This window comes from Enterococcus alishanensis (assembly GCF_019218635.1).
GTDB lineage: Bacteria > Bacillota > Bacilli > Lactobacillales > Enterococcaceae > Enterococcus_A > Enterococcus_A alishanensis.
Genome location: NZ_JAHUZB010000004.1, coordinates 185647 through 207612, shown reverse-complemented (window position 1 = coordinate 207612; position 21966 = coordinate 185647). Strand labels below are relative to the sequence as shown.

Below are 21966 nucleotides of genomic sequence, written 5' to 3'. Positions count from 1 at the left end.
ATTATGATACTGCTTTAACCACTTATCATAATGGGCTAACATCTGAGACACCAACAGTGACGTATCAAGTGCTAGATAACCCAGTAAAAATTACTTTTGATGTAAATCAAGGAGAGTAGGATTTTGACCCTGTGGAAGCTATTATCATCAATGGAAGTGAGGGACTAGCAGATCCAAAACTAGTTACCAATAATGGTAATTATGTGCCAACAGGATGGACATATAACAAGGGTGATGGCGATAAAGAAATGGTATTTGGCACAACGATCTTCACTAAAAGTGCGACATTTAAAGTGAAGGATTGGCGCAAACGAAATTATACTGTGATTCGTTATAGCGATGGTAATAAGACAGAGTTACAAGAAAATACGAAAGATTTTGATGAAGAATTACAACTTTCTGGGAATTTTGAAAAAGCTGGCTACACTTTGAGTAGCTGGAAAGATACTGATGGGAAAATTTATCCAATGAATGGACTTTTTTCTGCCGATGGAGTATCTGATGGCGCAACTATCGAACTATTTGCCCAGTGGAAACGTAAGCCTGTCACATTAACCAAAAATAAACTCATAGTATCTTTACCAACCGATAGCTCTTATGATGGACAAAGCCGTTCGGCAAGTGACGGATCCTATCACGATAGCAGCTGAATTAGTTATGGCAATCGCCAATGCGACAGGTGGGACTGAAAGTGATCTTGTGGAGATTATTTTTTGGGATACGATTACTTTAGATAATCCGATTGTCGTATCGAAAAGTACGAGTCATGTTTTACTAAAATCCCAGAATGGCAGTACTATTATTAGTCGAAACGCTGAAAATACACAAGAAATTTTTTCGGTAAATGATGATGCCGGCTTAACTTTGGAAAGTATAACGGTGGATGGTGGAAATAATTACACAGTCGAATATGTTTCAGGAAGTTTGACGGTAAATCCAACGACAAATCCAGACCCAGATCCGAATCCCAGTGATCCAGACCGTCTGCCACTTTATCGAGTATATAATAAAAATGATGGGGAACATCTATACACGCTGAGTCGACCAGAAGCACAAGGTCTGATTAATCTAGGTTGGCAAGACGAAGGCATCGGTTGGTATGGTGGGGAAACAACAGGCATTGCAGCTTATCGTCTTTACAACCCGAATTCTGGGGAACATTTTTACACTTTAGATAGAGCCGAATATGATTCGGTGGGACAAGCAGGTTGGAATAAAGAAGGGATTGCTTTTTACGCTGCAGAGAATACTGAGATTCCCATCCATCGCTTGTTCAATCCAAATGCACGAGATGCAGGATCCCATCACTATACTTTGAGTCTAGCGGAGAATGCGCATTTGATTCGTGAGGGATGGCGCTCTGAAGGTGTTGGATTTTTCGGGAAATAAATACGGCTTTAACGAAAACACGTCTCTGCTTATAAAAGAGGAGACGTGTTTTTTCGATAGGTTTGTACAAAAAATAGAAAACCTAGTGCGAGGACAATAAAGAGTAGAATAAAGCCGTTTCTACTCCCAAATACCTCTGGCGTAGCAATGTTTTTTGGTACAGCAATAAATAGATGAGCGACCACGGTGGTGGATACTGCACCGGAAAATTGTTGTAAAGTATTTAAAATACTATTGCCGTCATCTTGTTGGTAGTCGTCTAATTGTGTTAGTGCTAAGGCCATGACATTGCTGACAGCCAAACCAAGTCCTACCATATAAAGAATCGTTAAACTTAGAAATAATGGGATATTATTTTGACCGATCAAAAAGATGAGCAGAAATAGGGCTAATGAAGATAAGAAAAAGCCACTGGCAATTGGTTTAAATGGACCAATTTTGTCCAGTAATATTCCAGCAATCGGTGCAACGACCGCTACTGTAATCGCACCAGGAAACATAAATAGACCAGCTTCTGTAGCAGTTTGCTGCAAACCTAATTGTAAAAAGTTAGGAAAGATAAATGAAATACCCAATGAAGCCGCTTGAAAAGCCAACGATCCATACATGAAATAGAAAAATTTCTTATTTTTAAAAATCGATAAATCCAGTAGATGATTCTGACGGTTAAAATAATAGAAGGTTAGTAAGCTGGCAATCGCTAATATCAACCAGAGCAGTGAAACTCGTTGGATGGCAATCAAGAGACTGGCCAAACCAACAGCTAAACCTAGGAAACTTTTTAAATTGAATTTTTCGTGCTTGCTGACTTTTTCCATCGACATCGCATAATAGCCTAAAACAAAGGAAAGAATAACTAATGGAATCAACAAAAGAAAAATCATACGCCAGCCAAAACTAGTTGCAATTATACCGCCGTAAGTTGGTCCAACTGCTGGAGCTAACGATGTTGTCATGGTGGCTAGTCCAATCAGTGTGCCACGTTTGTTTTTAGGTGCTTTCGTTAACACAATGTGATACATCAAAGGCATGGCGATCCCAGTTCCAGTTCCTTGGAAGATCCGTCCTAGTACTAAAACACCAAAACTAGGAGCAAGAAAACAAGTAATGACCCCTAATAAAAAGAGTAAATTCGCCGTAATAAATAATTTCTTCACCGCAAAGTTTCTCATTAAAAAGGCAGAAACAGGTACAGTAATGGCGAGAGCTAACAAGTTACTGGTGGTAATCCATTGTACAGTTGTTGTGTTAATCTGGAATAAACGCATCAAGGTGGGAAAGGTGACATTCATTGAAGTTTCGATTAACACCCCGACAGAACTCATAATTGCAGTGGCGATCACGGCTGGTAATAGCCGCCATTTTTTTGTTTCCATAATAAACTCCTAACTAAACTAAAAATCAGCAAAAAAAAGCTGATATAACAGGGAAAATGACTATTAAATAATTAGTCTTTTCTGTTCTTTGGCTGTTATCTTAGCTTGGTTTTAGTTCGGGGTCAATCAATTTGATTACAAAAAAAGTCAACGAAATAGGTTCGTTGACTTTAGCGTTGCGCGTATTGTTTTAAATCAATTCCTCGCAGCTCGGCCCATTCTCTTGGCTGACCGGAAATAATCACTGGACTTTTAATTAAATCAGCTGTTTTTTCACAGTTGGTTAAGACATATAAGTGTTTCAACTCATTTTTCCAACTTTCGATCATGGCGATGGTTTCATCGACCCCTTTTGACATTAATTTGTCTAAAAATGTCGCTGAGATACCGACAGATTGGGCGCCAAGGGTCAGAGCTTTAAAGATGTCAAAGGCATTGCGAATGCCGCCAGATGCTAGAATATGTCCATCGTGAGAAAAACTTTTGGCTTCTAGTAGGGAGATCACAGTGGATTGTCCCCAATTGTCTAAATAATCAAATTCTCTTTTTTTGCGGCGGGTGTTTTCAATCTGTGTAAAACTGGTACCACCATTGCCAGAGACGTCAATATTTTTAGCACCTAAGGCTAATAATTGCTGAATCGTTTCACGGGTCATACCAAAACCAACTTCTTTAATAATAATTGGTTTTTTGATAGTGGTAAGAATTTCTTTTAGATTGTCTTGCCAATCACTAAAATCCCAATCACCCTCCGGCATGACAATTTCTTGTGGCACATTTAGATGGACTTGTAGACCGTCTGCTTGCATCATGTCGATGACTTTTTCAGCATCTTGGGCATTTCGACCTGCACCAACATTGGTTAGTAAGAGTCCATCAGGGTTTTCTTTGCGGACCACCGAGTAGGAATCAGCTACGGCTGGATCTCTTAAAGCAGCAGAAGCTGAGCCAGTCGCCATCATTAAGCCGGTTTCTCTAGCAATAATAGCCAAATTTTGATTGATCTCTTTGGTTTTTGGACTACCACCGGTCATAGCATTAATGTAAAAAGGAAAGTCTAAATGGAAGCCAGAAAATTCAGTCGAAAGATCAACATTTTCCAATTTAGCTGAAACCAATGATTGGTGAACAAAAGAGACTGCGTCAAAATCATTATTTGTTTTTGTGTGGTAAAAAGCTTTCGCTAAGGATACGTGTTGGTCTTTTCGATTCATCTTATTCTCCTAAATGATAGACATGTAACGGTAACGGTGTGATGCCAGCTTTTTCCCAAGCACTCATTAAGGGTAAAATACCGGCTTTTTTATCGACAATCACGATGCCGCAATCACCGCCGCCAGCACCAGAAGATTTAGCTGCACCATGATATTTTTCAGCTAAGTCGCAGAGCTTTTTCAGTTCTTCTGTTTCGATCACAACGTTACTAATCGTAGTTAATTGGGCTAATAATCTTCGGTTTTCCCGAATTTTTTCTTGAACAGCTTCGATATCACCTTGTTGGAAGTTTTCAATCATGGCAGTCACACAAGCGTTGCTGTCTTTTAGAAATTGTTGATAGGCATTTTCTTTTTCTTCCCGGGACTGATGAACTTGATCGACCAAGTCAGAAGTTGAAGCAGGAGAGCCAGTCCAACCAATCAATAAGCGCAAATCTTCTGGTGCTTCTAACGGCTCGATCCGCAAGCAAGGCCAGTCGCTGGCAATTAGATCCGTAATTTTTTGCTGTTTCAAACGTTCTAAGACCCAATCATGATCAAAGGTTGAGAAGGCTAACCAACCACCATAAACGCTAGCGGCAATATCACCACAGGAACCATTTCCTTGAACGTTTAAGTGAGCCAATGTGGCTAACTTGAATAATTCTAAGTTAGATAATTGTAAATCATAAAATGCATCTAAGGCTTTAACAGTGGAAACTGTCACGGCACCACTAGATCCTAGACCATATTTTCGTCCATTGGAATTATCCAACTCGCTAATCACTTTCAAATCAAAGAAGGCTAGTTGTTTGCCTTTTTCTAGGGCATATTTTTCGGTAAAGTGAATCGCCGCTAAAATATAATGGAAGGGATTGTCTCGAATATCTAAAACTAGTTCGCCTTTACGACGAGTCCAACGAATCGGCATATCACTATATTGGGCAGATTGAATAGAACCACTTTTTTTAGCGGCCTCAATTGTAACAGTGATAAATTGATCGATTGCTACAATAATCGCCGGGTGACCTGGTTCCACTACAGCATATTCACCAGCTATGTAAAGTTTTCCTGGTGCAGAAACTTCAATCATGGGTTCACGTCTTCTTTCGTTAAAATTTCAATTCCTGGCCCTGCATGGGCGACAACTAATTGTTTTTCTGGAAATTTTTCTTTTAAGGTCGCGATTAATTGTTCTTCATTTTTTCTCTCCAGTAAAATTTTTACATTTGGTCCAGCATCCATGGTTGAATAACAAGCAAAGCCTTCAGCTCTTAACTGTTGGACAAATTGCATGATGCGCAAACTTTCAGATGACCAATAAGTAAAAGGTGGATTTGCTGCTAAAGTAGTGCCATGCATTTTTAAAGAACTGGCTTCGGTCACTTCACCGAGGGCGGTAAAATCTTTTTCATGGATGGCTTTTTTAGCTTTGGCTAAATCATGAGGGACTGAATCCAACCAACCTTGATAAAAGGCTGAAGTTTCAACTGTTCTTTGCATGCCATCACGACTAGAAACGGCTTTTTCTTGGTCGTCAACAATCATAAAAAGCATTGTTAATTCATTCTCCCAATGATCAGAGGCAATCGGAACAGCATAAGAAGTTTGATCATCTGTGCCTTGCAGCCATTCAGCAAAACCGCCATAAATACTGCGACTGGCTGAACCAGATCCGCGTCTTGCTAGTCGAGACAATTCTTGGCTAGACAAATTTAAATTTAAAGCTGCACTGGTAGCGCCAGCTAAAGCAGCCAAGCCACTAGCAGAAGAAGCTAAGCCAGCAGCTGTAGGTACGAAGTTTTGACTTTTGATTGTTGCAAACTGTTTTACTTGGTGTTTATCTCGTAAAACATCTAAAAAATTACTGATCTTTGCGGTTGCTTTTTGATCTTGTAACTTTTCATCTAAATAAAACTGATCAGCTGGGAAATCATCTGAAAAAGTCACCGTTGTTTCAGTGTAAAAAGCATCTAATGTTAGCGATAGACTATTATTCATTGGCAGGACCAAAGCTTGATCTTTTTTCCCCCAATATTTTATCAGGGCAATATTCGTATAAGCGCGAGCTGTTCCACTAGACATGGGCATAGGCTCCTAATCCTTCTACCCAAGTATTATTGGCACCGGCAGAAAGTAATGTTTCTTGTAAACGATGGGCACTTACCTCATCTTGCGCCAGCGCGATCATACAGCCACCGCGACCGCCGCCAGTTAATTTTGCTCCTAATGCACCATGGGTCAATGCCGTTTCAATCAAATGGTCTAAGGCTTGATTACTTGTTCCTAAAGTTGTTAAAACATGCTGTGCTTGATTCATATAATCTCCTAAACGTTCTGGAGAATTAGTTAAAATGGCTTGTCGGGCTTGTTTAGTTAGTGAACCTAGTTTATGAATATGCGTGCCGATTTTTTTAGGCATTTTTTCCATTAAAGTTGCAACATCTTTGACAGCTTTACGGGTTTGTCCTTTGATACCAGTATCGGCTACAACTAAATAAGCATCCATGTTTAACTCAAATGGTTCGATCCCGATTCTTTTTTGATAAAGAATAGGTGATACGCCGCTGATAGTGGTAGCGTCGATCCCACTAGGATTACCATGAGCAATTTTTTCAGCTTGATTAACAAAATATAAGACATTTGCTTGTGTTGCCGGGATGTCTAACAAATCGAAAAATGCCCGGGTAATTGATACTGCCACAGCGGCACTTGAGCCCATCCCACGTTCTGCTGGTACAGTGCTATCTATTTTTAAATAAAAAGGTTGTTGGATTTTAAATTGTTTGATCATTTGCCAAATAAGCACTTTGACACTGTTCATGCTGTCAGGTGCTTGACCGATTGGTCCGGTAAAAAAGCTGGACTCAATCCAAGACTCGTTTACGGGATGAAAAGAGATAGTAGTTTGAATACCAGTCCCACTAAAAGGTAAAGCAATGGCTGGTTCCCCATAAACGACTGAATGCTCACCCATTAAAATTATTTTTCCACTGGCATAGCCGTGACCATTTTTTTTCATAATCATTCTCCTAGAAAATTGGCAAAGCTGCTTACCAATTATTTATGTTGAGAAGTCCTCTCAATAAATGCAATCTATCCTATTTTACTCATAGTTTGCGAACAAGTAAATGAAAGCTTCTTATAGAAGTAGTAAACTGAAAAATTTTTTAAACATTTCCTTAAAATATTGTAACAATTTTATTGATTGTTAAAAATTGACACCACTAAATGTTGGGGGTATATTAGATAAGTTGAAAGAAGAGACACTATATTTTGTATGAAACGAGTTGGAGGTTCATGAGTGTGATAGTATTAGCTGGAACGATTGGTGCAGGGAAATCAAGCTTAACGGAAATGGTTTCAAAACATTTAGGGACAGATGCATTTTACGAATCAGTCGATGATAATGAAGTCTTGCCATTATTTTATGCCAATCCTGAACAATATGCCTTTTTGTTACAAATTTACTTTTTAAATAAACGATTTGATATGATAAAAAAAGCGATGCAAGCAGATCATAATGTTTTGGATCGTTCGATTTACGAAGATTCTTTATTATTCCATCTAAATGCCGATCTTGGTCGGGCAACAGATACGGAAGTAAAAGTGTATGATGAGCTATTGAAAAATATGATGGAAGAATTGCCTTTTGCTGCCTACAAAAAGCATCCTGATTTGATGGTTCATATCAAAGTTTCCTTTGAAACAATGTTAGACCGCATCGAAAAACGGGGACGGGAATATGAACAATTAAGTTTTGACCCGACTTTATATGATTACTACCAAGAATTAAATAAACGTTATGACCAATGGTTTGATAATTACAATGAAAGTCCAAAAATTCAAATTGATGGTGATGCACTTAATTTTGTCGAAAGTAAAGAAGCCGAAAAAATGGTTTTAAAAATGATTGATCAAAAATTAGCCGAAATTGAAAGTGCTGAATGGGCAAAAGAAGCATAAAAAAGTCGTTGAAATTCATTTTAGAATTTCAACGACTTTTTGTTTGAATTATTATGCAGCTGGATTTAATTTTAGTTTGTCGTTACTTTTCTTTTCTAAATGCTTACCTTCAAGGTAAATGAGCGCAAAGATAATAATCGGGAACCACAAAGCTTTGTTACCAAAATTAGAGGTTAATAATGTACCTAGCCAACCACCAAAACCGAACCCTAATAAAATTAGAGAATATAAAGCTGATTTTTGGAAGGCCCCAGCTTGTTTAAAGAAGCCCTTCATAAGATAACTAAAAGCATTTTGAACAACTAATGTCACGGCAACATTACCATAAACTAAATCTTGACCAAATTTATGGAACGCATTGCCTTGCATACCAGATATGAAGGAAATGATTATACAAATTGTCATAGTCGATAAATTGCTTGTTGTGATATTTAATGATAGTAAAAATAAGATAATAATTTCAATAATTAAAACTTTAAAAGACCAGTCTTTGGAATCTTCTCTTTGGATAACTGCTGTAATCGCTGCGCCAATTCCAAAAGCTAGAATAGTTGCTGCAACTGTAAAGAAATGCGACCAGTTTTTAGTTGCTAATGTTTGTCCTAATAAGATAATGTTCCCAGATTGAACAGTACTAAAGACTTTTCCAATAAAGTACGTATAGCCATCCATACCACCAGCTGCTACCGCAAGTAAGAATGCAATAATAGGGAAAGACATGTAAGGTTCGTTATTGTGTATATCGTTATTCATTTTGTTGATGTCCTTTCTTTGTCAAAAATATTTACGCTGACCTTAGTTACTAAAGCCAGCGTAACAAAATGAGCCACTTTTTTTAAAAGACGTCTTTGGCGTTTAAGCCGTTGCTATCTTCTGATTCGAAAGGATTGTTGCTGGTATGTTTTTTGACCTCTTGATTAATTTTATCTTGATCAAACCAAATAACTGGGCTTGGTGTTTCTTCTTGTGGCAAGCTTTCGACAAACTCTTTGGTTAAGTTCAAATGATCAGCCACGATTTGTGAAGGTGTAGTAGCTATCCATTTGTTTAGAGAAATATCTGAGTACTCAGGAATTTTAAAGACTTCTACAAAGATTAATTTTTCAGTTCCGGTATTTTGAACATAATGTCCAGCAACTGTTGGGACATAACCAACATCACCAGCACGATAGTCATAAGTTCTAGCTAATCCATTTGAATTGAAGACGGTCATCCGAGCTTCTCCTTGAATATAATATTGCCATTCAGCGCCTTTTGGATGCCAATGTAATTCCCGCATTGCACCAGGTTCTACTTCAACAATGGCTGCTGAAATTGTTTGAGCAGCTGGGAAAACTTTTGAATCGACAATCCAAACTCTTCCAGCTTCAGATTCAATTGGTTTTAATGAATCCATATGGAAAGTTAATGGTAGTGGTGTTTCGCCATTGTTGTTAGGACGTTTAACTTCTTCAATTGGTTTTGGCACTTCAGCTTTGAAAATATATTTTTCTTTTTTAGGTAAGCTTTCCAATTCAGAAACTTTCTTTTTAAAGTTTGCTGCTACGACTTCTGGTGGGGTATGAGCCAACCAATCAGTAATAAGCATCGTATTATTTTCAGAAAAATCTGGTTCGCTGAAGATCAGTAAAAATTCAGTTCCTTGATCTAGCCCTTGAATAGAGTGAGCCACACCTGCTTCAAAGTTCCAGATGTCACCAGCTTTTACGTCATCGATAAAAGATTTACCATTTTCATCAATGGCAGTTACGCGGGCATTTCCGTAAAGCATTAAACCCCATTCTGCTTCTTTATGCCAATGCATTTCCCGATAAACACCAGGTGCTAAGTTCATATCAACGCCGGCAACTTGATCAGATGCTGGAATTTCACGGTTCGTAATTTCTCTGGCCCAACCACCATCTTCTAGACGGTTACGAACATCATCGTAGCTAAAGCGCATATTTGGTAAAGTACCGTGGTCAGTTGCTGGAGGAGTTAAAAAATCTGGTCCTTCAATGTCACGCATGGTATCGTGTGGGCCACGATTGTAATAACCTTTGCCATCTGATTTACGAATTGGTTGTGGTGCATTTTCTTCATTGTTCATAGTAAAACACTCCTTTTTTTTAGAAAATTTTAGAAAAATCGCTTGCTAAGGAAGGATAAGCTAAGATCGTTTCCCGCAATTCCTGCTTGGTCATTTTCATTTTTAATAACAAGGTGAAATAATTAATGAATAAATCGGCTTCATTGCTTAAACTAGTGACACCGACAATTTGTTGGTCCGCCTTACGGATCACAATTTTTGCTTTGGCAATTGGTTCATTACTGCGATGATAGTTTAACCAGTGATGCATATCGATTTCTTCAATTGAATAAATGTTTGGTTCCTTTAAAGCATCATTTACAAAGACGCCTGTTTGAGCAATTTTTGGATTACTAAAAACCGACATGGAGGCTATAGGATATTCGATCGGTTGTATTTTTTCACTAAGAATCAAATCAGCAACATAATTGCCTTGAAACTCTGCATAATTTGTTAGTTTTGGTGCGGTTGAATCATTGGAATCGCCAATGGCATAAACATTTGGATTAGTGGATTGTAAATATTCATTGACCGCGACTCCGTGAGGACCATAGGTGATACCAGCTTTTTCTAATGCTAAATTTTCAACATTAGGTATCCGACCAGCCACACAATAAATGACATTGGTTTCAAAAGTTAAGCCTTCTTCGGTAGTTACTTTAAATAAATCATCTTTTAGCTTCTCAACTTTTTTAATCGTATTGTCAAAATGATAATCTACACCACGCTGTCTTAGCTGATCGATTAAATCACCCACCAGCTCTTGGTCAAATGCTGCAAGAGCCCGATGATTATGCTGTAGTACATGAACTTGATCACCAATAACACTGGCAATATTAGTAATGGCAAAAGCGATAATACCGGCACCAATAATCGTGATGGAAGAAGGAAGGCTTTCTGCATTTAGAAAATGAGAACTGTACTGTAGATATTCTTTACCCTCAATCTCTAACTCTCGTGGTCTAGCGCCTGTAGCCAAAATGATTTTTTCACCATGATAATCAACACCGTCCACGGTTACAGTAGTCGCATCCTTGAACTTGGCGCCACCATAGATGGTGGTGATTCCCCGTTCTGCTAAATCTTGTTGAATCACCTTTGAGGTGTCTGCGATTTGTTTGTTTTTGAACGCCATTAGTTGTTGCCAATTAATTTCTGGGACTGTATCAAATCCCTTGCCTAAATGACCTTCGACAGCTTGTTTGGTTTCAACGGCAGATAATAAATATTTCTTTGGGGTACTGCCGTGATTTGGCGTAGTGCCACCCCATTGATAAAATTCGATGATTGCTACGGATAAGTTTTTTTCTCGCAATCTTTTGGCAGTAGTTAGACCTGCGATACCACTACCAATAACTAATACATCAAAATAATTTTTCATTACGACCTCCAATCTAGCTTTAGTTCTAACAACAAGTCCAGTATAATCCTTTAAAAAAAAAACACTAAACGAAAACCATTTTAATTAAAAGCTATTATATTTTTGAATTATATTAAACTTTTAAAAGCTATTTCAAAGAAAAATTGTGCGGCTTCTTTCATTGACTTTAAAAATGATAAATGCTAATTTTTATTCGAGGAGTGAGGTGCAACATGGCAAATAGGCAATTATTAACGACAGTCTGTTGGACTATGGTACGCAAAAAGTAGCATAGTTATTTATCATGTCTGTTACCCACATTCGAAGTAAAAGGTAGTTTTTACTAGCGGTGCTGATGGATAAGTCAGCACCCTTTTTGTTTAATAAAGGAGGAATAAAATGATTGTCAATCAAGTAGAGCAATTAATTGGGAATACACCGCTGTTTGAATTTGCTGCGGAAGATTTTGGTGGCTATTACGGTACGAAGATATATGCTAAATTAGAATACTTGAATCCTGGCGGTAGTATTAAAGACCGCTTGGGAGAATATTTACTAAAAGCAGCAATGAAAGCTGGAAAAGTTCAGTCTGGCACGACTATTATTGAACCAACTGCTGGAAATACGGGTATCGGTTTAGCATTAGCCGCCGTTCCATTAGGGCTGAAAGTCATGGTGGTGGTTCCTGAAAAATTTAGCCTTGAAAAACAACAATTAATGACTGCTTTAGGAGCAAAAATAGTCCATACAAAAACAGAGGATGGCATTATTGGTGCGATTGCTAAAGCACAGGAATTAGCAAAAGAGATCAAAAATAGTTACATCCCGCTACAATTTGAAAATTTTGATAATCCGGCAGCATATTATCAAACACTAGGCCCAGAAATTTTTTCAGAATTGGCTGGTGAGCTGACTAGTTTTGTAGCTGGTATCGGCAGCGGTGGTAGTTTTGCTGGAACGGGAAAATTTTTGCAAGAAAATAGTATGAATCTCCGGTTAATCGGGGTAGAACCAGAAGGCTCGATCCTAAATGGTGGACCAGCTGGCAGTCATGAGATTGAAGGTATCGGTGTGGAATTTGTGCCGCCATTTTTAGCAGAACTTCCCGTCAATGAAATTTATACAATCAGCGACTTAACGGGTTTTACTTATACAAGAATGTTAGCTAAAAATTATGGATTATTGGTAGGTAGCTCTAGTGGTGCAGCGCTGGCAGCCGCGATTGAAGAAAGTAAAAAATTACCAGCTGGCAGTAAAATCGTGACTATTTTTCCAGATGCAGGTGACCGCTATTTATCAAAAAATATTTATAGTCCAACTTTATTTGATTAATTTTTTAATAGAAATTGGTATAATTAATGATGAAGAGAAAAGGGGTGGGAAATTTTGGGTCAAACAATTTTAATTGTCATCATGATGTTATTTTTTATTCGCGAACAAACAAGACTATCAAAAGTCTCCCGCTGGCAATTTTTCATCTTACCATTGTTTTCTGCTTACTTATTTTTCAATCACTTAACTACGACTATTCACTTAGGTGCGTTTTTAGGCATTGCGGTAATAAGTCTGATGATTGGCTTTTATCAAAGTCGCAGTTTAGTGGTGCGAATAGTTAATGAAAACAGATATTTTTTTGTGATCGATGGTAGAGAAAGTCCGATGTATCAGAAAAATCTTTATAGTAAGAGTGGTCGAACATATTTGATCGGTTGGCTGCTAGCATTTGCTTTTCAAATAGTTATAGCAATCTATTTTCACGGATTCAATCGTGGTTTCTTTTATGAATTGGCTGATGTTTTCAGCTTAACTGGGACAAAAGCTGTTTGGTATGCTTGGGAGATTTATTTTGTCTCAAGTTTCAGTTACTTATTGTTTGCTATTAGTAAATCTAAACGTTTAAAAAATGCCCTATTGAAAATTAATCAAGAAGTTGGAGAATAATGATGGAAGTCAAACAAACATTTAATGCCGAAAAATGTTCTTGGATCAATATCGATACAACTAAAGCCCATGAAGTTGAAAATCTAAAAAAAGATTTGTCGATTAGTAATGAGATGTTGAATTATTCATTGGATAAAAATGAACGGGCGCGAGTGGAGTATGACGCTGAAGATGAAGCGCTGTTGGTGGTTTTCAATGTGCCGCATTTAACAAAAACTGATAATCATTACGAGACAAGTCCGATGTCGTTTATTATGAAGGACAGTTATTTTATTACCTTTGTTAATGAGCGAACTGATTATGTAGAAAAGATCATTGAGGACTTATTGAAAAAAGATAGTCAGCAAACTACGGCCAGCTTGTTATTTCATAGTTTATTTATGATTTCCGATAATTATTTTCCATTAATCGATGAAGTCAACAATCAAAGAGTGGCTCTAAATAAAAAATTACGCCAAAAAACCACTAACAAAAATTTGTTAGAAATGTCCGACTTAGAAATTGGTTTGGTGTATTTAGTAACTGCGACCCGACAAAATACAGTTTTATTAGAACAAGTCAAAGCCCAAACGATTTACCAAGCTTTCAATGCCCAAGAAAAAGAAGAGTTAGATGATGTATTAATCGAAGCGCGCCAAGCGGTGGAAATGACTCGCTTAGCTAGTGACATTTTAGATCAATTGTCTGGAACCTACAATAATTTGTTAAACAATAATTTGAATGACACGATGAAAATATTGACTATTTGGTCTTTACTACTAACGATTCCTACTATTGTAAGTGGTTTTTTCGGAATGAATATGCCGCTGCCGTTTGAAAATTCAGAAGCTGGTTGGATAATTTCACTAGTGATCAGCTTAGCGTTGTCAGCATGGTTGATTATTTTATTGTGGCGCAGAATTAAATAAAACAGCACGTTTTTCGGCGATTATGTACCGATTCCCCAAAGTTTAGACCAAAAATCTAATGTTTTGGGGGTCACTACATTTTCCGAAAATGTGCTGTTTTTTTATAGAATAAATTTTTCAATCATTTCAGCAATCGCACTTTGATTGTGGTCTGCCGTGGTAGTAAATGTTGCTAATTTTTTAACTTCAGGAACTGCGTTAGCGACTGCTACACCTAAGGCTGCAGTTTCCAGCATACTCAAATCATTGATATTGTCACCAATCGCAATGGTTTGATCCAAAGGGACGTCTAAATGCTGCGCTAATTTTTTCAGCGCCGCTCCTTTGGTTACACCAAGAGGATTAAATTCCATGTAACGATTTGAAGAATAACTAATGTCTAGTTGTGCTTTTAAATCTGCCGGAATAAGCTTTTCTAGTGATCGTAAATAAGTAACATCACTATTTTGAAAAATTATCTTGTAACAGGTTTGATTTTTTAAATTCGAAATATCAGGTGCCGCTAAAAGATGGTGCTGGGGACTATTGTTGTAGAAGTCCAGCATTTCACTAGCATTATAAATATACGACATCTCAAAAGTATTAACATGGATAGCCACATTTAAATCTTTGCCGATCTCAAATAAAGCTTGAATCATTTGAAAATCCATTGACGTTGAATCAAGTAATTTGGCCCCATAATTTTCCATGATGATGCCACCGTTGAATCCGATCATGTAATGTTCCTTTTGGTTTAAAGCTTGCAATTCAGTTAGAGTAGGTTCAATAGAACGATAACCCCGACCGGTTGTAGGGACGAAATAGACACCTTTTTCTTTTGCAGCAGCAATGGCTTGTCGATTTCTTTCAGAGACTTGTCGCTGGCTATTTAATAAAGTTTCATCGAGGTCACAAGTAATTAAACGATACATAGTTGAGCTCCTTTAGTCGATTGGATAAATTTATTATAGCAGAAACAGAGAAGTCTTTTAGGTCTTGACATAAAGGTTAATACCCTGTATAATTGAAAAAGTTGAGAAAATGAAAGCAGAAGCACCCGCTTCTCGCCTTACGCGAAAACATCGCTGGGCTAGATAGGAAGTCTTATTCTTAGGAGTAAGTACGACTATGTGCGGGTTCGTAAAGAACTCGTTTTTTTTCGCTTTCTCTCAAAAAAATTCGGAGGTGAATGACCATAGCAAAGGATATGATGGTAAACGACGGCATTCGTGCAAGAGAAGTACGATTGATTGATCAAGACGGCGAACAATTAGGTGTAAAATCTAAAGTTGAAGCTTTACAAATTGCTGAAAAAGCAAATCTTGATGTAGTTCTAGTCGCTCCTGGCGCAAAACCACCAGTAGCAAGAATTATGGATTACGGAAAGTACCGCTTCGAACAACAGAAAAAAGACCGTGAATCACGTAAGAAACAAAAAGTGATTAACACAAAAGAAGTTCGTTTAAGTCCAACAATCGATATTAATGATTTTAATACAAAACTTCGTAATGCTCGTAAGTTCTTAGAAAAAGGTGACAAAGTGAAAGCTTCGATCCGTTTCAAAGGCCGCGCCATTACCCACAAAGATATTGGTCAAAAAGTTCTTGATCGCTTAGCTGAAGAAACAACTGACATTGCGACAGTTGAGCAAAAAGCGAAGATGGATGGACGTAGCATGTTCTTAGTGCTGGCACCGAAAGAGAAAAAAGACTAGCAAGTCACGAAAAGATTTTGAGGAGGAAAATTAGTCATGCCAAAACAAAAAACACACCGCGGTTTAGCAAAACGCGTAAAACGTACTGGTAAAGGCGGTTTGAAACGTTTCCGCGCGTTTACAAGTCACCGTTTCCACGGAAAAACTAAAAAACAACGCCGTCAATTACGTAAAGCAAGCATGGTATCAAAAGGCGATTACAAACGTATCCGCCAACAACTTGCTCGCATGAAGTAAAACTAAAAATCAAGATGAACTATTTAGGAGGAAATCAACATGGCACGTGTTAAAGGTGGAACAGTAACTCGTAAACGTCGTAAAAAGACTTTAAAATTAGCTAAAGGTTACTACGGTTCTAAACACACTCTATTTAAAACAGCTAAAGAACAAGTAATGAATTCATACAACTACGCATATCGCGATCGTCGTCAAAAGAAACGCGACTTCCGTAAATTATGGATTGCACGTATCAACGCTGCAGCTCGTATGAATGGCTTAAGCTACTCAAAATTAATGCATGGCTTAAAAGTTGCCGGTATTGAAATCAACCGCAAAATGTTAGCTGATTTAGCAGTTAACGATGCAGCTGCTTTCACAGCACTAGCTGACCAAGCTAAAGGATCTTTAAGTAAATAATTTTTAAACATTGATTTAACAATGTTAAGCCCACTATTTTTAGTGGGCTTTTTTTGTTTTCTAATAATTTCCCTTAGTTCTTGATACCAATCGATAACTGATGATGAATTATAAAGAGCAGAGCCGTAGTTAAGCTTATTTTAATTTTTATGAAAAAGAATCTAATGTAACTCTTACCTTCACCTGTACTTGAAAGTGTATAGTTTGTTCTATTCAATTTAACTTTGGTGAAATATTGGAAAGATGGCTGTTCACCATGGTAGCTATTGTTGTGATTGGACTGTCATTAAACCAAATAAAAAAAGGTAGAAATGTAAAAAAATAGCTTAGTCGGCTATTTTTTTTGGGATGAAATAATATTAGATTTAAAAAATTAAAAGTGCTAAATCCCAAAGCATGTGAATGACGATTGGGACGAGAATATTTTTACTTTTTAAAAATGTAACTGAAAAAATAATACTCAATATCAAGACATTAATGAAGCCACCGGAAGCAAAATTTTGAATGAAACTTCCTGTTTTAACCCAAATAGGAAAATGAATACATAAAAACAAGACCGAAGAAATAAGAACCGCAGGGATCGTTGTAGTTTTTAATAACAACGCATTCAGCAACCAACCTCTAAACACCATCTCCTCGGTAATTCCCACAAATAAGAAGACACCAATTAAATCAGTTGCATTAAAAGAATTGCTAAATTGCAAGCTGCCATGTTCAACCCATTCTCCCAAAATAATATAACTAATCATCAAAAATGTAATCAAAATATAAGGTGCGACACGAAATTTATTTGTAAAAATTTTATCAAAGGGTACATATAAAGAATCGTGATATTTTTTCATCAAAAGAAAAGCTGGAACAGTCCAAGTCGCAAATTTAATTAATGAACCAGATAATGCTTGCGGGAAGGGTGTGGCAAATAATTGAAAGCCAGATAATTCATAAAAAGACCACCATAAAAAGAAAATCACGAGATAAATGCCGATTATTTTTGTGGGCACTTGTTTTTGGAGGTTTGTCATAGAAAACTCCTTTGTATATTTTCTGAAATAATTCTATCTCAAATACAAAAGGAATAAAAGAAAATATTCCCTCACCAAAGTGTTTTTTTCACCGACCAATAAATCATGCTCAAGACGATGAAAATCAGTCACCCAAGATCATACAAAAAATTGAACATTATTTCAGCTGCTGAAGTTGCAGAGTGAGCACTTCTATATTAATCGGTGTCGTTTTGTTAAAGACTAATTCATCCAAACTTATACCAAAAAATCGAGCCAGAGCTACCAATTTTTCTAAATCAGGTGTCGTGTCTCATAATTCTCATTTTGAAATTGTCTGTCGCGAGATGTAAAGTTTGTCGGCAAGAAATTCTTGCGAGATTTTTTTTTATCAAATTAATTAATTTAGCTTGAAATTCGATAGTCAAATAAGAAGTGATGTTTTACGACTAATTGATAAATTCGTTCTTCAATATCTGTGAGTGTAGAAAAATTTCGAGTGCTATTTCGATAATAAATACTTCTAGAAATACCGAATAAAGAGGTTAAGCGAGTAATAGCTAGCTTTTCAGTGTGTTGATTGATGAAACGAATAATGTTTTCCGCGGTCACCACCTTTCCTGGTAGAAAAAATTATTAAAGGTGCATGGGTTCATTTAATAGATTACAGTGAATAACTTGTCTACATTTACATTACAGAGTTAAACACCTCAATAGGTTTTTCAAACAATGTATCTGGACTTAAATTTTACCCAATCAACGTATAGTCAGAAATTAACACCTATTAAAAAAAAATGAATAAAAGCTTTCATTAAGGGGTTCATAGCCGATTTTAATTCTCTTTTTTTCCCTCTTTTTTTTACAAATAAAGCCGAGGCAATTAAGATGACTTTACTGAAAAGAAAGAAGGAATTTTATGAAAAAAGTAGCATTAATTACTTATAATGAAAAAGCTGTTAATTATGAAGCCTTTTCTCGTTTAAAAGAATTATCAAATGGAAAAACACTGGTCATTAAACAGGCTGCCATTATAGAAAAAGATCGTTCTGGAAAAAAAGTCTCTATTAGAGACGGTGTTGATTATGAAAGCACGGATCGAATTTTACGTGGCGGATTAATCGGTATGATTATTGGGATACTAGCAGGTCCTTTAGGTATCTTATGTGGGTGGATTATTGGTGATGTTGCAGGAATGGGCTCAAATTATATTAAAGCAAAAAAGACAACAACTATATTTGATTCCATTAGTCAAGTATTAGACGATGGTTCTGTGGGCTTACTTGTATATATGAATGAATCAAATGAAGACATTATTGATACTATGCTAGTTAAAGACCTTAATGGAGTGATTGTAAGATTCAATTATGAAGAAGTAGAAGCAGATATTGAGCTAGCTAAACAGCATGAAAATACAAAAGCATAGGAAGTGGATAGTAATGAATATGAGAAAAAAGGTAAGTCTTAGTATTGTAACATTAGCAGCAATTGCGACATTAGGTGCATGTGGTACAACAAAAGAAAAAGTAGATAATGTTTATGGAGATTCTAGTTCACAAAAAACAAATAAGGAAAAAGATGGTGTTGTTGAAACTGAAACAAACGAAAAGCTAAAGTATGATGGTTACTTCAAAGACATAGTGACACATGATGTTGATCCTCGAATTGAGACAAAACTGTCTTACGATACTGATTACGAAAACACAGACTGGGATAATATCACATTTAAAGTAGATCATGCAAAATTTGTTACTGTTGATCACTATAAGGACACAGATGGCACACCTTATAAAACGTTAGCATCGCTTCATTACAAACTTGAAAATGAAGACTCATCTGATAAACATATTACACCAGATACTGCTGAATTGGTGATGAAAGATGGAGAACATGTCAAGGCTGAAATCTTTATGAATGTTTGGGATGACGAAGTTTTAACTTCACACAAACATAAAGATGGCTACATGCATTTTAAAGTAGCAGATGAGAAGAAATTGGAAGAAATCAAAGCTATCGATATTACCTTTAAAGCTAAAGATAGCGAAGGAAATGAAGTGACGCATACTTATACTGTAAACATGCCTATAGATGCTGAAAAATAGAATTATGGTCAGATGTGATTACGATACGCTCATTAATGGTAGTGATATCTCAAAATTAAAATGTAAAGGATGTTTTTATGATGAAAAAAGAAAATAATGCACCACAACCAATTCGTAAAAAAGATGGAAAGGGATGGCTAGATTTTGGCCCTCGAGACATTCAAAGGGATATTGAAGGACCTGATTTTTTAATTCCCCCTGCAACTGATCACGGAACATTGCCTAATATGCGTTTTAGTTATAACGATGTTCGTAATCGACTGGAAGATGGTGGTTGGGCACGAGAAGTTACCAACCGAGAAATGCCTGCATCTGATAAGGTCGCAGGAGTTAATATGAGTTTGGCGCCTGGTGCCTATCGTGAAATGCACTGGCATAAAGAAGCTGAATGGGGATTGATGTTATATGGAAATGCCCGCGTAACAGCTATTGATGAGAATGGTAAGACTTATATTGATGATGTAAAGGCTGGAGATATTTGGAATTTTGAAGCTGGTGTTGCACATTCTATTCAAGGTTTAGATGAAGGTTGTGAATTTTTATTAGTTTTTAGCGAGCCTGATTTCTCTGAAAATAATACGTTACTAATTACAGACTGGTTAGCTCATACACCACCTGAAATTGTTGCAGCTAATTTTAAAAAGAAACAATCTGAACTGGAAAGCTTACCGGATAAACAAAAATATATTTTTAGAGCAGATGTACCAAAAGCTATTGATGAGGTCTCTCGTCCAAATAAAAATGGAGAGGTCCCAAACCCTTTGACCTTCCATATTGATACATTGGATCCAATTGAATCAGAAGCAGGACGTGTGTGGATTGTTGATTCGAAAGTATTTCCTGGCTCTCCAACTATATCTGCTGCAATTGTTGAAGTTGAGCCTGGTGGTATGCGGGAATTACACTGGCATCCTAAAGCTGCTGAATGGCAATATTATATTCAAGGCGATGCGCGCATGACTGTATTTAATTCTAATTCATTAGCAAGAACATTTGATTATCATGCAGGCGATGCTGGGTATGTACCCATGGTGGCTGGTCATTATGTCCAAAATATTGGTAGTGAAAAGCTAATTTTTATTGAAGTATTTAAAAATCCTGATTATTCAGATATTTCTTTAAATAAATGGTTAGCTACGATCCCATCTCAAATAGTAGCAGACCATCTAAATCTCACTAAAGATTTTGTCGAAAGCTTACCACAAGAAGAATCTCCTTCTCCAGTTATTTGGTTTGATCAAGATAAGATTGATGAAGCTTTAAAAAATCCTAGTAAAGATTCCATTAATAAAATGAAATCAGGATTAAACGCAACAGATATTTTTTAAATTCAATATCCTCTTTGATTCTATGATTGAAGGGGATTTTAATATAATGAAAAGAGATGTTTAAATAATGATGAATAAAGAAATTAAAAGTGGAGAACCATATATGGAGTTTCCCATGATTGCTTTTTTCTTAGCTGTAGCAGCTGGAAGTATGAGTGGATATACTTATTTTATAGGAAAAGCATTTAGTACAGTACAATCAGGAAATATTATTTTATTAGGTCAATCATTGGCGGAGAAAGATTGGTCACATTTTTTTACTGTGGCGTTAACAGTACTAGCTTTTGGTATCGGAGCTGCAATCACAGCAATCATTCAAAAAGATAGCCCTAAAAACTGGTCGTTCAATGTCATTATTATAGAAGTTATTGTTTTATTCTTATTGTCATTAAACTTTATAAATTCGCAATTACAAACCGTTCATATTTGTATGATTATCTCTTTATTAGCAGGAATGCAAGGAAATGCTTTCCATAAGTTTGGTAAAGATTTAGTTTATGGAAATGTTGCAGTAACTTTGGTTGTACAAAATGCTTTTAGCTTTTTAATGAAATCATTTTTTAACCAATCTGGAGCTGCACATAAAGCTTTTCTGTACTTTAGCATTTTGGTAGGCTTTGGATTTGGAGGTTTTGCGGGAACATTATTGACAAGTAATTTCAATGATAAAGCTTTATTTCTACCGATTATTGTTCTATTGGTAATATATACTTTAGGTAAGAATATAGAATCTAAAACTAACCAAGCTATATCTGTTAACCCACAAGGTTAATATTTAAAGAGTAGATCAAAATTAATAACCGAAGAGGATTTTCTTTTCGTTTTTTTAAAAGTAACAGGGAAAAATTATTAATGGATTTGACAATTCCTTATGTATTTAACCATTTAAACTGAAATTTTTAATAGTAAAGTCGTTTCTTATTATTATGGAAAACTAAGAGTGTAAAAAAACCGTGTGAGTAACCGTTATTCTAGATATGGGTTGCTTCACGGTTTTTCTTTTTC

The 21966-nt window shown here is 36.5% G+C and carries 24 protein-coding genes and 1 other annotated feature; of the genes, 13 read left to right on the top strand and 11 right to left on the bottom strand.

The genetic code is table 11. The features are described from left to right. Nucleotides 1–131 precede the first annotated feature (131 nt). The gene (locus KUA55_RS11335) at nucleotides 132–650 is read left to right on the top strand and encodes a hypothetical protein (protein WP_218326407.1); all 519 of its coding nucleotides are present in this window, start codon (nucleotides 132–134) and stop codon (nucleotides 648–650) included. Continuing rightward, nucleotides 601–1389: a hypothetical protein gene (locus KUA55_RS11330; RefSeq protein ID WP_218326405.1), complete on the top strand. Its 789-nt coding sequence runs from the start codon at nucleotides 601–603 to the stop codon at nucleotides 1387–1389. Before KUA55_RS11335 ends, KUA55_RS11330 begins: the two co-directional genes overlap by 50 nt. Before the next feature lie 29 nt (nucleotides 1390–1418). Here the strand turns inward: KUA55_RS11330 and KUA55_RS11325 are convergent, their stop codons facing one another. The 5 genes from KUA55_RS11325 to mvk all read right to left on the bottom strand — a co-directional run bounded on the left by KUA55_RS11325 (nucleotide 1419) and on the right by mvk (nucleotide 6983). Next, the gene (locus tag KUA55_RS11325) at nucleotides 1419–2765 is read right to left on the bottom strand and encodes an MFS transporter (protein WP_218326404.1); all 1347 of its coding nucleotides are present in this window, start codon (nucleotides 2763–2765) and stop codon (nucleotides 1419–1421) included. Between the two features lie 170 nt (nucleotides 2766–2935). Next, complete coding sequence (fni, locus tag KUA55_RS11320; protein WP_218326403.1) at nucleotides 2936–3979, bottom strand: type 2 isopentenyl-diphosphate Delta-isomerase; 1044 nt, start codon at nucleotides 3977–3979, stop codon at nucleotides 2936–2938. Between the two features lies 1 nt (nucleotide 3980). Next, a complete protein-coding gene (locus tag KUA55_RS11315; protein ID WP_218326402.1) occupies nucleotides 3981–5054 on the bottom strand; it encodes a phosphomevalonate kinase in 1074 nt (357 codons plus the stop codon). Continuing rightward, nucleotides 5051–6046, bottom strand: coding sequence for a diphosphomevalonate decarboxylase (gene mvaD / locus KUA55_RS11310; RefSeq protein WP_218326401.1), 996 nt, complete (start codon nucleotides 6044–6046; stop codon nucleotides 5051–5053). The genes KUA55_RS11315 and mvaD overlap by 4 nt, the downstream gene beginning before the upstream one ends. Continuing rightward, entirely contained in the window at nucleotides 6039–6983 is a 945-nt protein-coding gene (mvk, locus tag KUA55_RS11305; protein WP_218326400.1) for a mevalonate kinase, read from the bottom strand. The genes mvaD and mvk overlap by 8 nt, the downstream gene beginning before the upstream one ends. A 278-nt stretch (nucleotides 6984–7261) precedes the next feature. Here mvk and KUA55_RS11300 point away from each other — a divergent pair, with 278 nt between their 5' ends. Then, nucleotides 7262–7927, top strand: coding sequence for a deoxynucleoside kinase (locus KUA55_RS11300; protein ID WP_218326399.1), 666 nt, complete (start codon nucleotides 7262–7264; stop codon nucleotides 7925–7927). Between the two features lie 51 nt (nucleotides 7928–7978). Here KUA55_RS11300 and KUA55_RS11295 read toward each other — a convergent pair whose 3' ends face one another. From KUA55_RS11295 to KUA55_RS11285, 3 genes are all read right to left on the bottom strand, one after another. Then, the gene (locus KUA55_RS11295) at nucleotides 7979–8680 is read right to left on the bottom strand and encodes a YoaK family protein (protein ID WP_218326397.1); all 702 of its coding nucleotides are present in this window, start codon (nucleotides 8678–8680) and stop codon (nucleotides 7979–7981) included. 82 nt (nucleotides 8681–8762) lie between these two features. After that, nucleotides 8763–10016 carry a cupin domain-containing protein gene (locus KUA55_RS11290; protein WP_218326395.1) on the bottom strand — a complete coding sequence of 418 codons (1254 nt, stop codon included), beginning with the start codon at nucleotides 10014–10016 and terminating at the stop codon, nucleotides 8763–8765. 19 nt (nucleotides 10017–10035) lie between these two features. Then, nucleotides 10036–11376 carry an FAD-dependent oxidoreductase gene (locus tag KUA55_RS11285; RefSeq protein ID WP_218326394.1) on the bottom strand — a complete coding sequence of 447 codons (1341 nt, stop codon included), beginning with the start codon at nucleotides 11374–11376 and terminating at the stop codon, nucleotides 10036–10038. A 378-nt stretch (nucleotides 11377–11754) separates the two neighbouring features. On the opposite strand from KUA55_RS11285, the gene KUA55_RS11280 reads away from it, so the two are divergent. Genes KUA55_RS11280 through KUA55_RS11270 form a run of 3 tightly spaced genes read left to right on the top strand, consistent with a single transcriptional unit; the run spans nucleotide 11755 to nucleotide 14204 of the window. Continuing rightward, entirely contained in the window at nucleotides 11755–12687 is a 933-nt protein-coding gene (locus KUA55_RS11280) for a PLP-dependent cysteine synthase family protein (RefSeq protein WP_218326392.1), read from the top strand. 54 nt (nucleotides 12688–12741) lie between these two features. Beyond that, nucleotides 12742–13296 carry a hypothetical protein gene (locus KUA55_RS11275; RefSeq protein WP_218326391.1) on the top strand — a complete coding sequence of 185 codons (555 nt, stop codon included), beginning with the start codon at nucleotides 12742–12744 and terminating at the stop codon, nucleotides 13294–13296. Nucleotides 13297–13298: 2 nt separating this feature from the next. Then, nucleotides 13299–14204: a magnesium transporter CorA family protein gene (locus tag KUA55_RS11270; protein ID WP_218326390.1), complete on the top strand. Its 906-nt coding sequence runs from the start codon at nucleotides 13299–13301 to the stop codon at nucleotides 14202–14204. Between the two features lie 101 nt (nucleotides 14205–14305). Here KUA55_RS11270 and KUA55_RS11265 read toward each other — a convergent pair whose 3' ends face one another. Then, nucleotides 14306–15115, bottom strand: a complete 810-nt coding sequence (locus KUA55_RS11265) for a Cof-type HAD-IIB family hydrolase (RefSeq protein WP_218326389.1) — start codon at nucleotides 15113–15115, stop codon at nucleotides 14306–14308. A 107-nt stretch (nucleotides 15116–15222) separates the two neighbouring features. Continuing rightward, nucleotides 15223–15350, top strand: a sequence feature (ribosomal protein L20 leader region). A 22-nt stretch (nucleotides 15351–15372) separates the two neighbouring features. Here KUA55_RS11265 and infC point away from each other — a divergent pair. From infC to rplT, 3 genes are read left to right on the top strand one after another with little or no spacing between them, the layout of a single operon-like run. Next, nucleotides 15373–15897, top strand: coding sequence for a translation initiation factor IF-3 (infC, locus tag KUA55_RS11260; protein WP_218326388.1), 525 nt, complete (start codon nucleotides 15373–15375; stop codon nucleotides 15895–15897). A gap of 36 nt (nucleotides 15898–15933) precedes the next feature. Next, nucleotides 15934–16134, top strand: coding sequence for a 50S ribosomal protein L35 (gene rpmI / locus KUA55_RS11255; protein ID WP_010747119.1), 201 nt, complete (start codon nucleotides 15934–15936; stop codon nucleotides 16132–16134). A 39-nt stretch (nucleotides 16135–16173) separates the two neighbouring features. After that, the gene (rplT, locus tag KUA55_RS11250; protein WP_218326387.1) at nucleotides 16174–16533 is read left to right on the top strand and encodes a 50S ribosomal protein L20; all 360 of its coding nucleotides are present in this window, start codon (nucleotides 16174–16176) and stop codon (nucleotides 16531–16533) included. Nucleotides 16534–16898: 365 nt separating this feature from the next. On the opposite strand, the gene KUA55_RS11245 is transcribed toward rplT, so the two are convergent. Both KUA55_RS11245 and KUA55_RS11240 read right to left on the bottom strand, forming a co-directional pair. Next, nucleotides 16899–17555: a CPBP family intramembrane glutamic endopeptidase gene (locus tag KUA55_RS11245; protein ID WP_218326386.1), complete on the bottom strand. Its 657-nt coding sequence runs from the start codon at nucleotides 17553–17555 to the stop codon at nucleotides 16899–16901. A gap of 384 nt (nucleotides 17556–17939) precedes the next feature. Further along, the gene (locus KUA55_RS11240; protein ID WP_218326385.1) at nucleotides 17940–18146 is read right to left on the bottom strand and encodes a hypothetical protein; all 207 of its coding nucleotides are present in this window, start codon (nucleotides 18144–18146) and stop codon (nucleotides 17940–17942) included. 304 nt (nucleotides 18147–18450) lie between these two features. On the opposite strand from KUA55_RS11240, the gene KUA55_RS11235 reads away from it, so the two are divergent. From KUA55_RS11235 to KUA55_RS11220, 4 genes are all read left to right on the top strand, one after another. Then, the gene (locus tag KUA55_RS11235; RefSeq protein ID WP_218326384.1) at nucleotides 18451–18957 is read left to right on the top strand and encodes a hypothetical protein; all 507 of its coding nucleotides are present in this window, start codon (nucleotides 18451–18453) and stop codon (nucleotides 18955–18957) included. 19 nt (nucleotides 18958–18976) lie between these two features. Next, nucleotides 18977–19633 (top strand): hypothetical protein, encoded by a 657-nt coding sequence (locus KUA55_RS11230; RefSeq protein ID WP_218326382.1) that lies wholly within the window; start codon nucleotides 18977–18979, stop codon nucleotides 19631–19633. 77 nt (nucleotides 19634–19710) lie between these two features. After that, entirely contained in the window at nucleotides 19711–20961 is a 1251-nt protein-coding gene (locus KUA55_RS11225; protein WP_281419028.1) for an oxalate decarboxylase family bicupin, read from the top strand. A gap of 67 nt (nucleotides 20962–21028) precedes the next feature. Beyond that, nucleotides 21029–21733 carry a YoaK family protein gene (locus KUA55_RS11220; RefSeq protein ID WP_246601493.1) on the top strand — a complete coding sequence of 235 codons (705 nt, stop codon included), beginning with the start codon at nucleotides 21029–21031 and terminating at the stop codon, nucleotides 21731–21733. The last annotated feature ends 233 nt before the right edge of the window (nucleotides 21734–21966 follow it).

What these genes read in the sequence shown, in the direction of transcription:
- KUA55_RS11330 (WP_218326405.1), top strand. Translation starts at nt 601, where the DNA reads ATGGACAAAGCCGTTCGGCAAGTGACGGATCCTATCACGATAGCAGCT.
- rplT (WP_218326387.1), top strand. Translation starts at nt 16,174, where the DNA reads ATGGCACGTGTTAAAGGTGGAACAGTAACTCGTAAACGTCGTAAAAAG.
- KUA55_RS11225 (WP_281419028.1), top strand. Translation starts at nt 19,711, where the DNA reads ATGATGAAAAAAGAAAATAATGCACCACAACCAATTCGTAAAAAAGAT.
- KUA55_RS11290 (WP_218326395.1), bottom strand. Translation starts at nt 10,016, where the DNA reads ATGAACAATGAAGAAAATGCACCACAACCAATTCGTAAATCAGATGGC.
- fni (WP_218326403.1), bottom strand. Translation starts at nt 3,979, where the DNA reads ATGAATCGAAAAGACCAACACGTATCCTTAGCGAAAGCTTTTTACCAC.
- KUA55_RS11270 (WP_218326390.1), top strand. Translation starts at nt 13,299, where the DNA reads ATGGAAGTCAAACAAACATTTAATGCCGAAAAATGTTCTTGGATCAAT.
- rpmI (WP_010747119.1), top strand. Translation starts at nt 15,934, where the DNA reads ATGCCAAAACAAAAAACACACCGCGGTTTAGCAAAACGCGTAAAACGT.
- KUA55_RS11265 (WP_218326389.1), bottom strand. Translation starts at nt 15,115, where the DNA reads ATGTATCGTTTAATTACTTGTGACCTCGATGAAACTTTATTAAATAGC.
- KUA55_RS11245 (WP_218326386.1), bottom strand. Translation starts at nt 17,555, where the DNA reads ATGACAAACCTCCAAAAACAAGTGCCCACAAAAATAATCGGCATTTAT.
- mvk (WP_218326400.1), bottom strand. Translation starts at nt 6,983, where the DNA reads ATGAAAAAAAATGGTCACGGCTATGCCAGTGGAAAAATAATTTTAATG.
- KUA55_RS11295 (WP_218326397.1), bottom strand. Translation starts at nt 8,680, where the DNA reads ATGAATAACGATATACACAATAACGAACCTTACATGTCTTTCCCTATT.
- KUA55_RS11220 (WP_246601493.1), top strand. Translation starts at nt 21,029, where the DNA reads ATGATGAATAAAGAAATTAAAAGTGGAGAACCATATATGGAGTTTCCC.
- mvaD (WP_218326401.1), bottom strand. Translation starts at nt 6,046, where the DNA reads ATGTCTAGTGGAACAGCTCGCGCTTATACGAATATTGCCCTGATAAAA.
- KUA55_RS11230 (WP_218326382.1), top strand. Translation starts at nt 18,977, where the DNA reads ATGAGAAAAAAGGTAAGTCTTAGTATTGTAACATTAGCAGCAATTGCG.
- KUA55_RS11285 (WP_218326394.1), bottom strand. Translation starts at nt 11,376, where the DNA reads ATGAAAAATTATTTTGATGTATTAGTTATTGGTAGTGGTATCGCAGGT.
- KUA55_RS11235 (WP_218326384.1), top strand. Translation starts at nt 18,451, where the DNA reads ATGAAAAAAGTAGCATTAATTACTTATAATGAAAAAGCTGTTAATTAT.
- KUA55_RS11280 (WP_218326392.1), top strand. Translation starts at nt 11,755, where the DNA reads ATGATTGTCAATCAAGTAGAGCAATTAATTGGGAATACACCGCTGTTT.
- KUA55_RS11300 (WP_218326399.1), top strand. Translation starts at nt 7,262, where the DNA reads ATGAGTGTGATAGTATTAGCTGGAACGATTGGTGCAGGGAAATCAAGC.
- KUA55_RS11325 (WP_218326404.1), bottom strand. Translation starts at nt 2,765, where the DNA reads ATGGAAACAAAAAAATGGCGGCTATTACCAGCCGTGATCGCCACTGCA.
- infC (WP_218326388.1), top strand. Translation starts at nt 15,373, where the DNA reads ATGACCATAGCAAAGGATATGATGGTAAACGACGGCATTCGTGCAAGA.
- KUA55_RS11315 (WP_218326402.1), bottom strand. Translation starts at nt 5,054, where the DNA reads ATGATTGAAGTTTCTGCACCAGGAAAACTTTACATAGCTGGTGAATAT.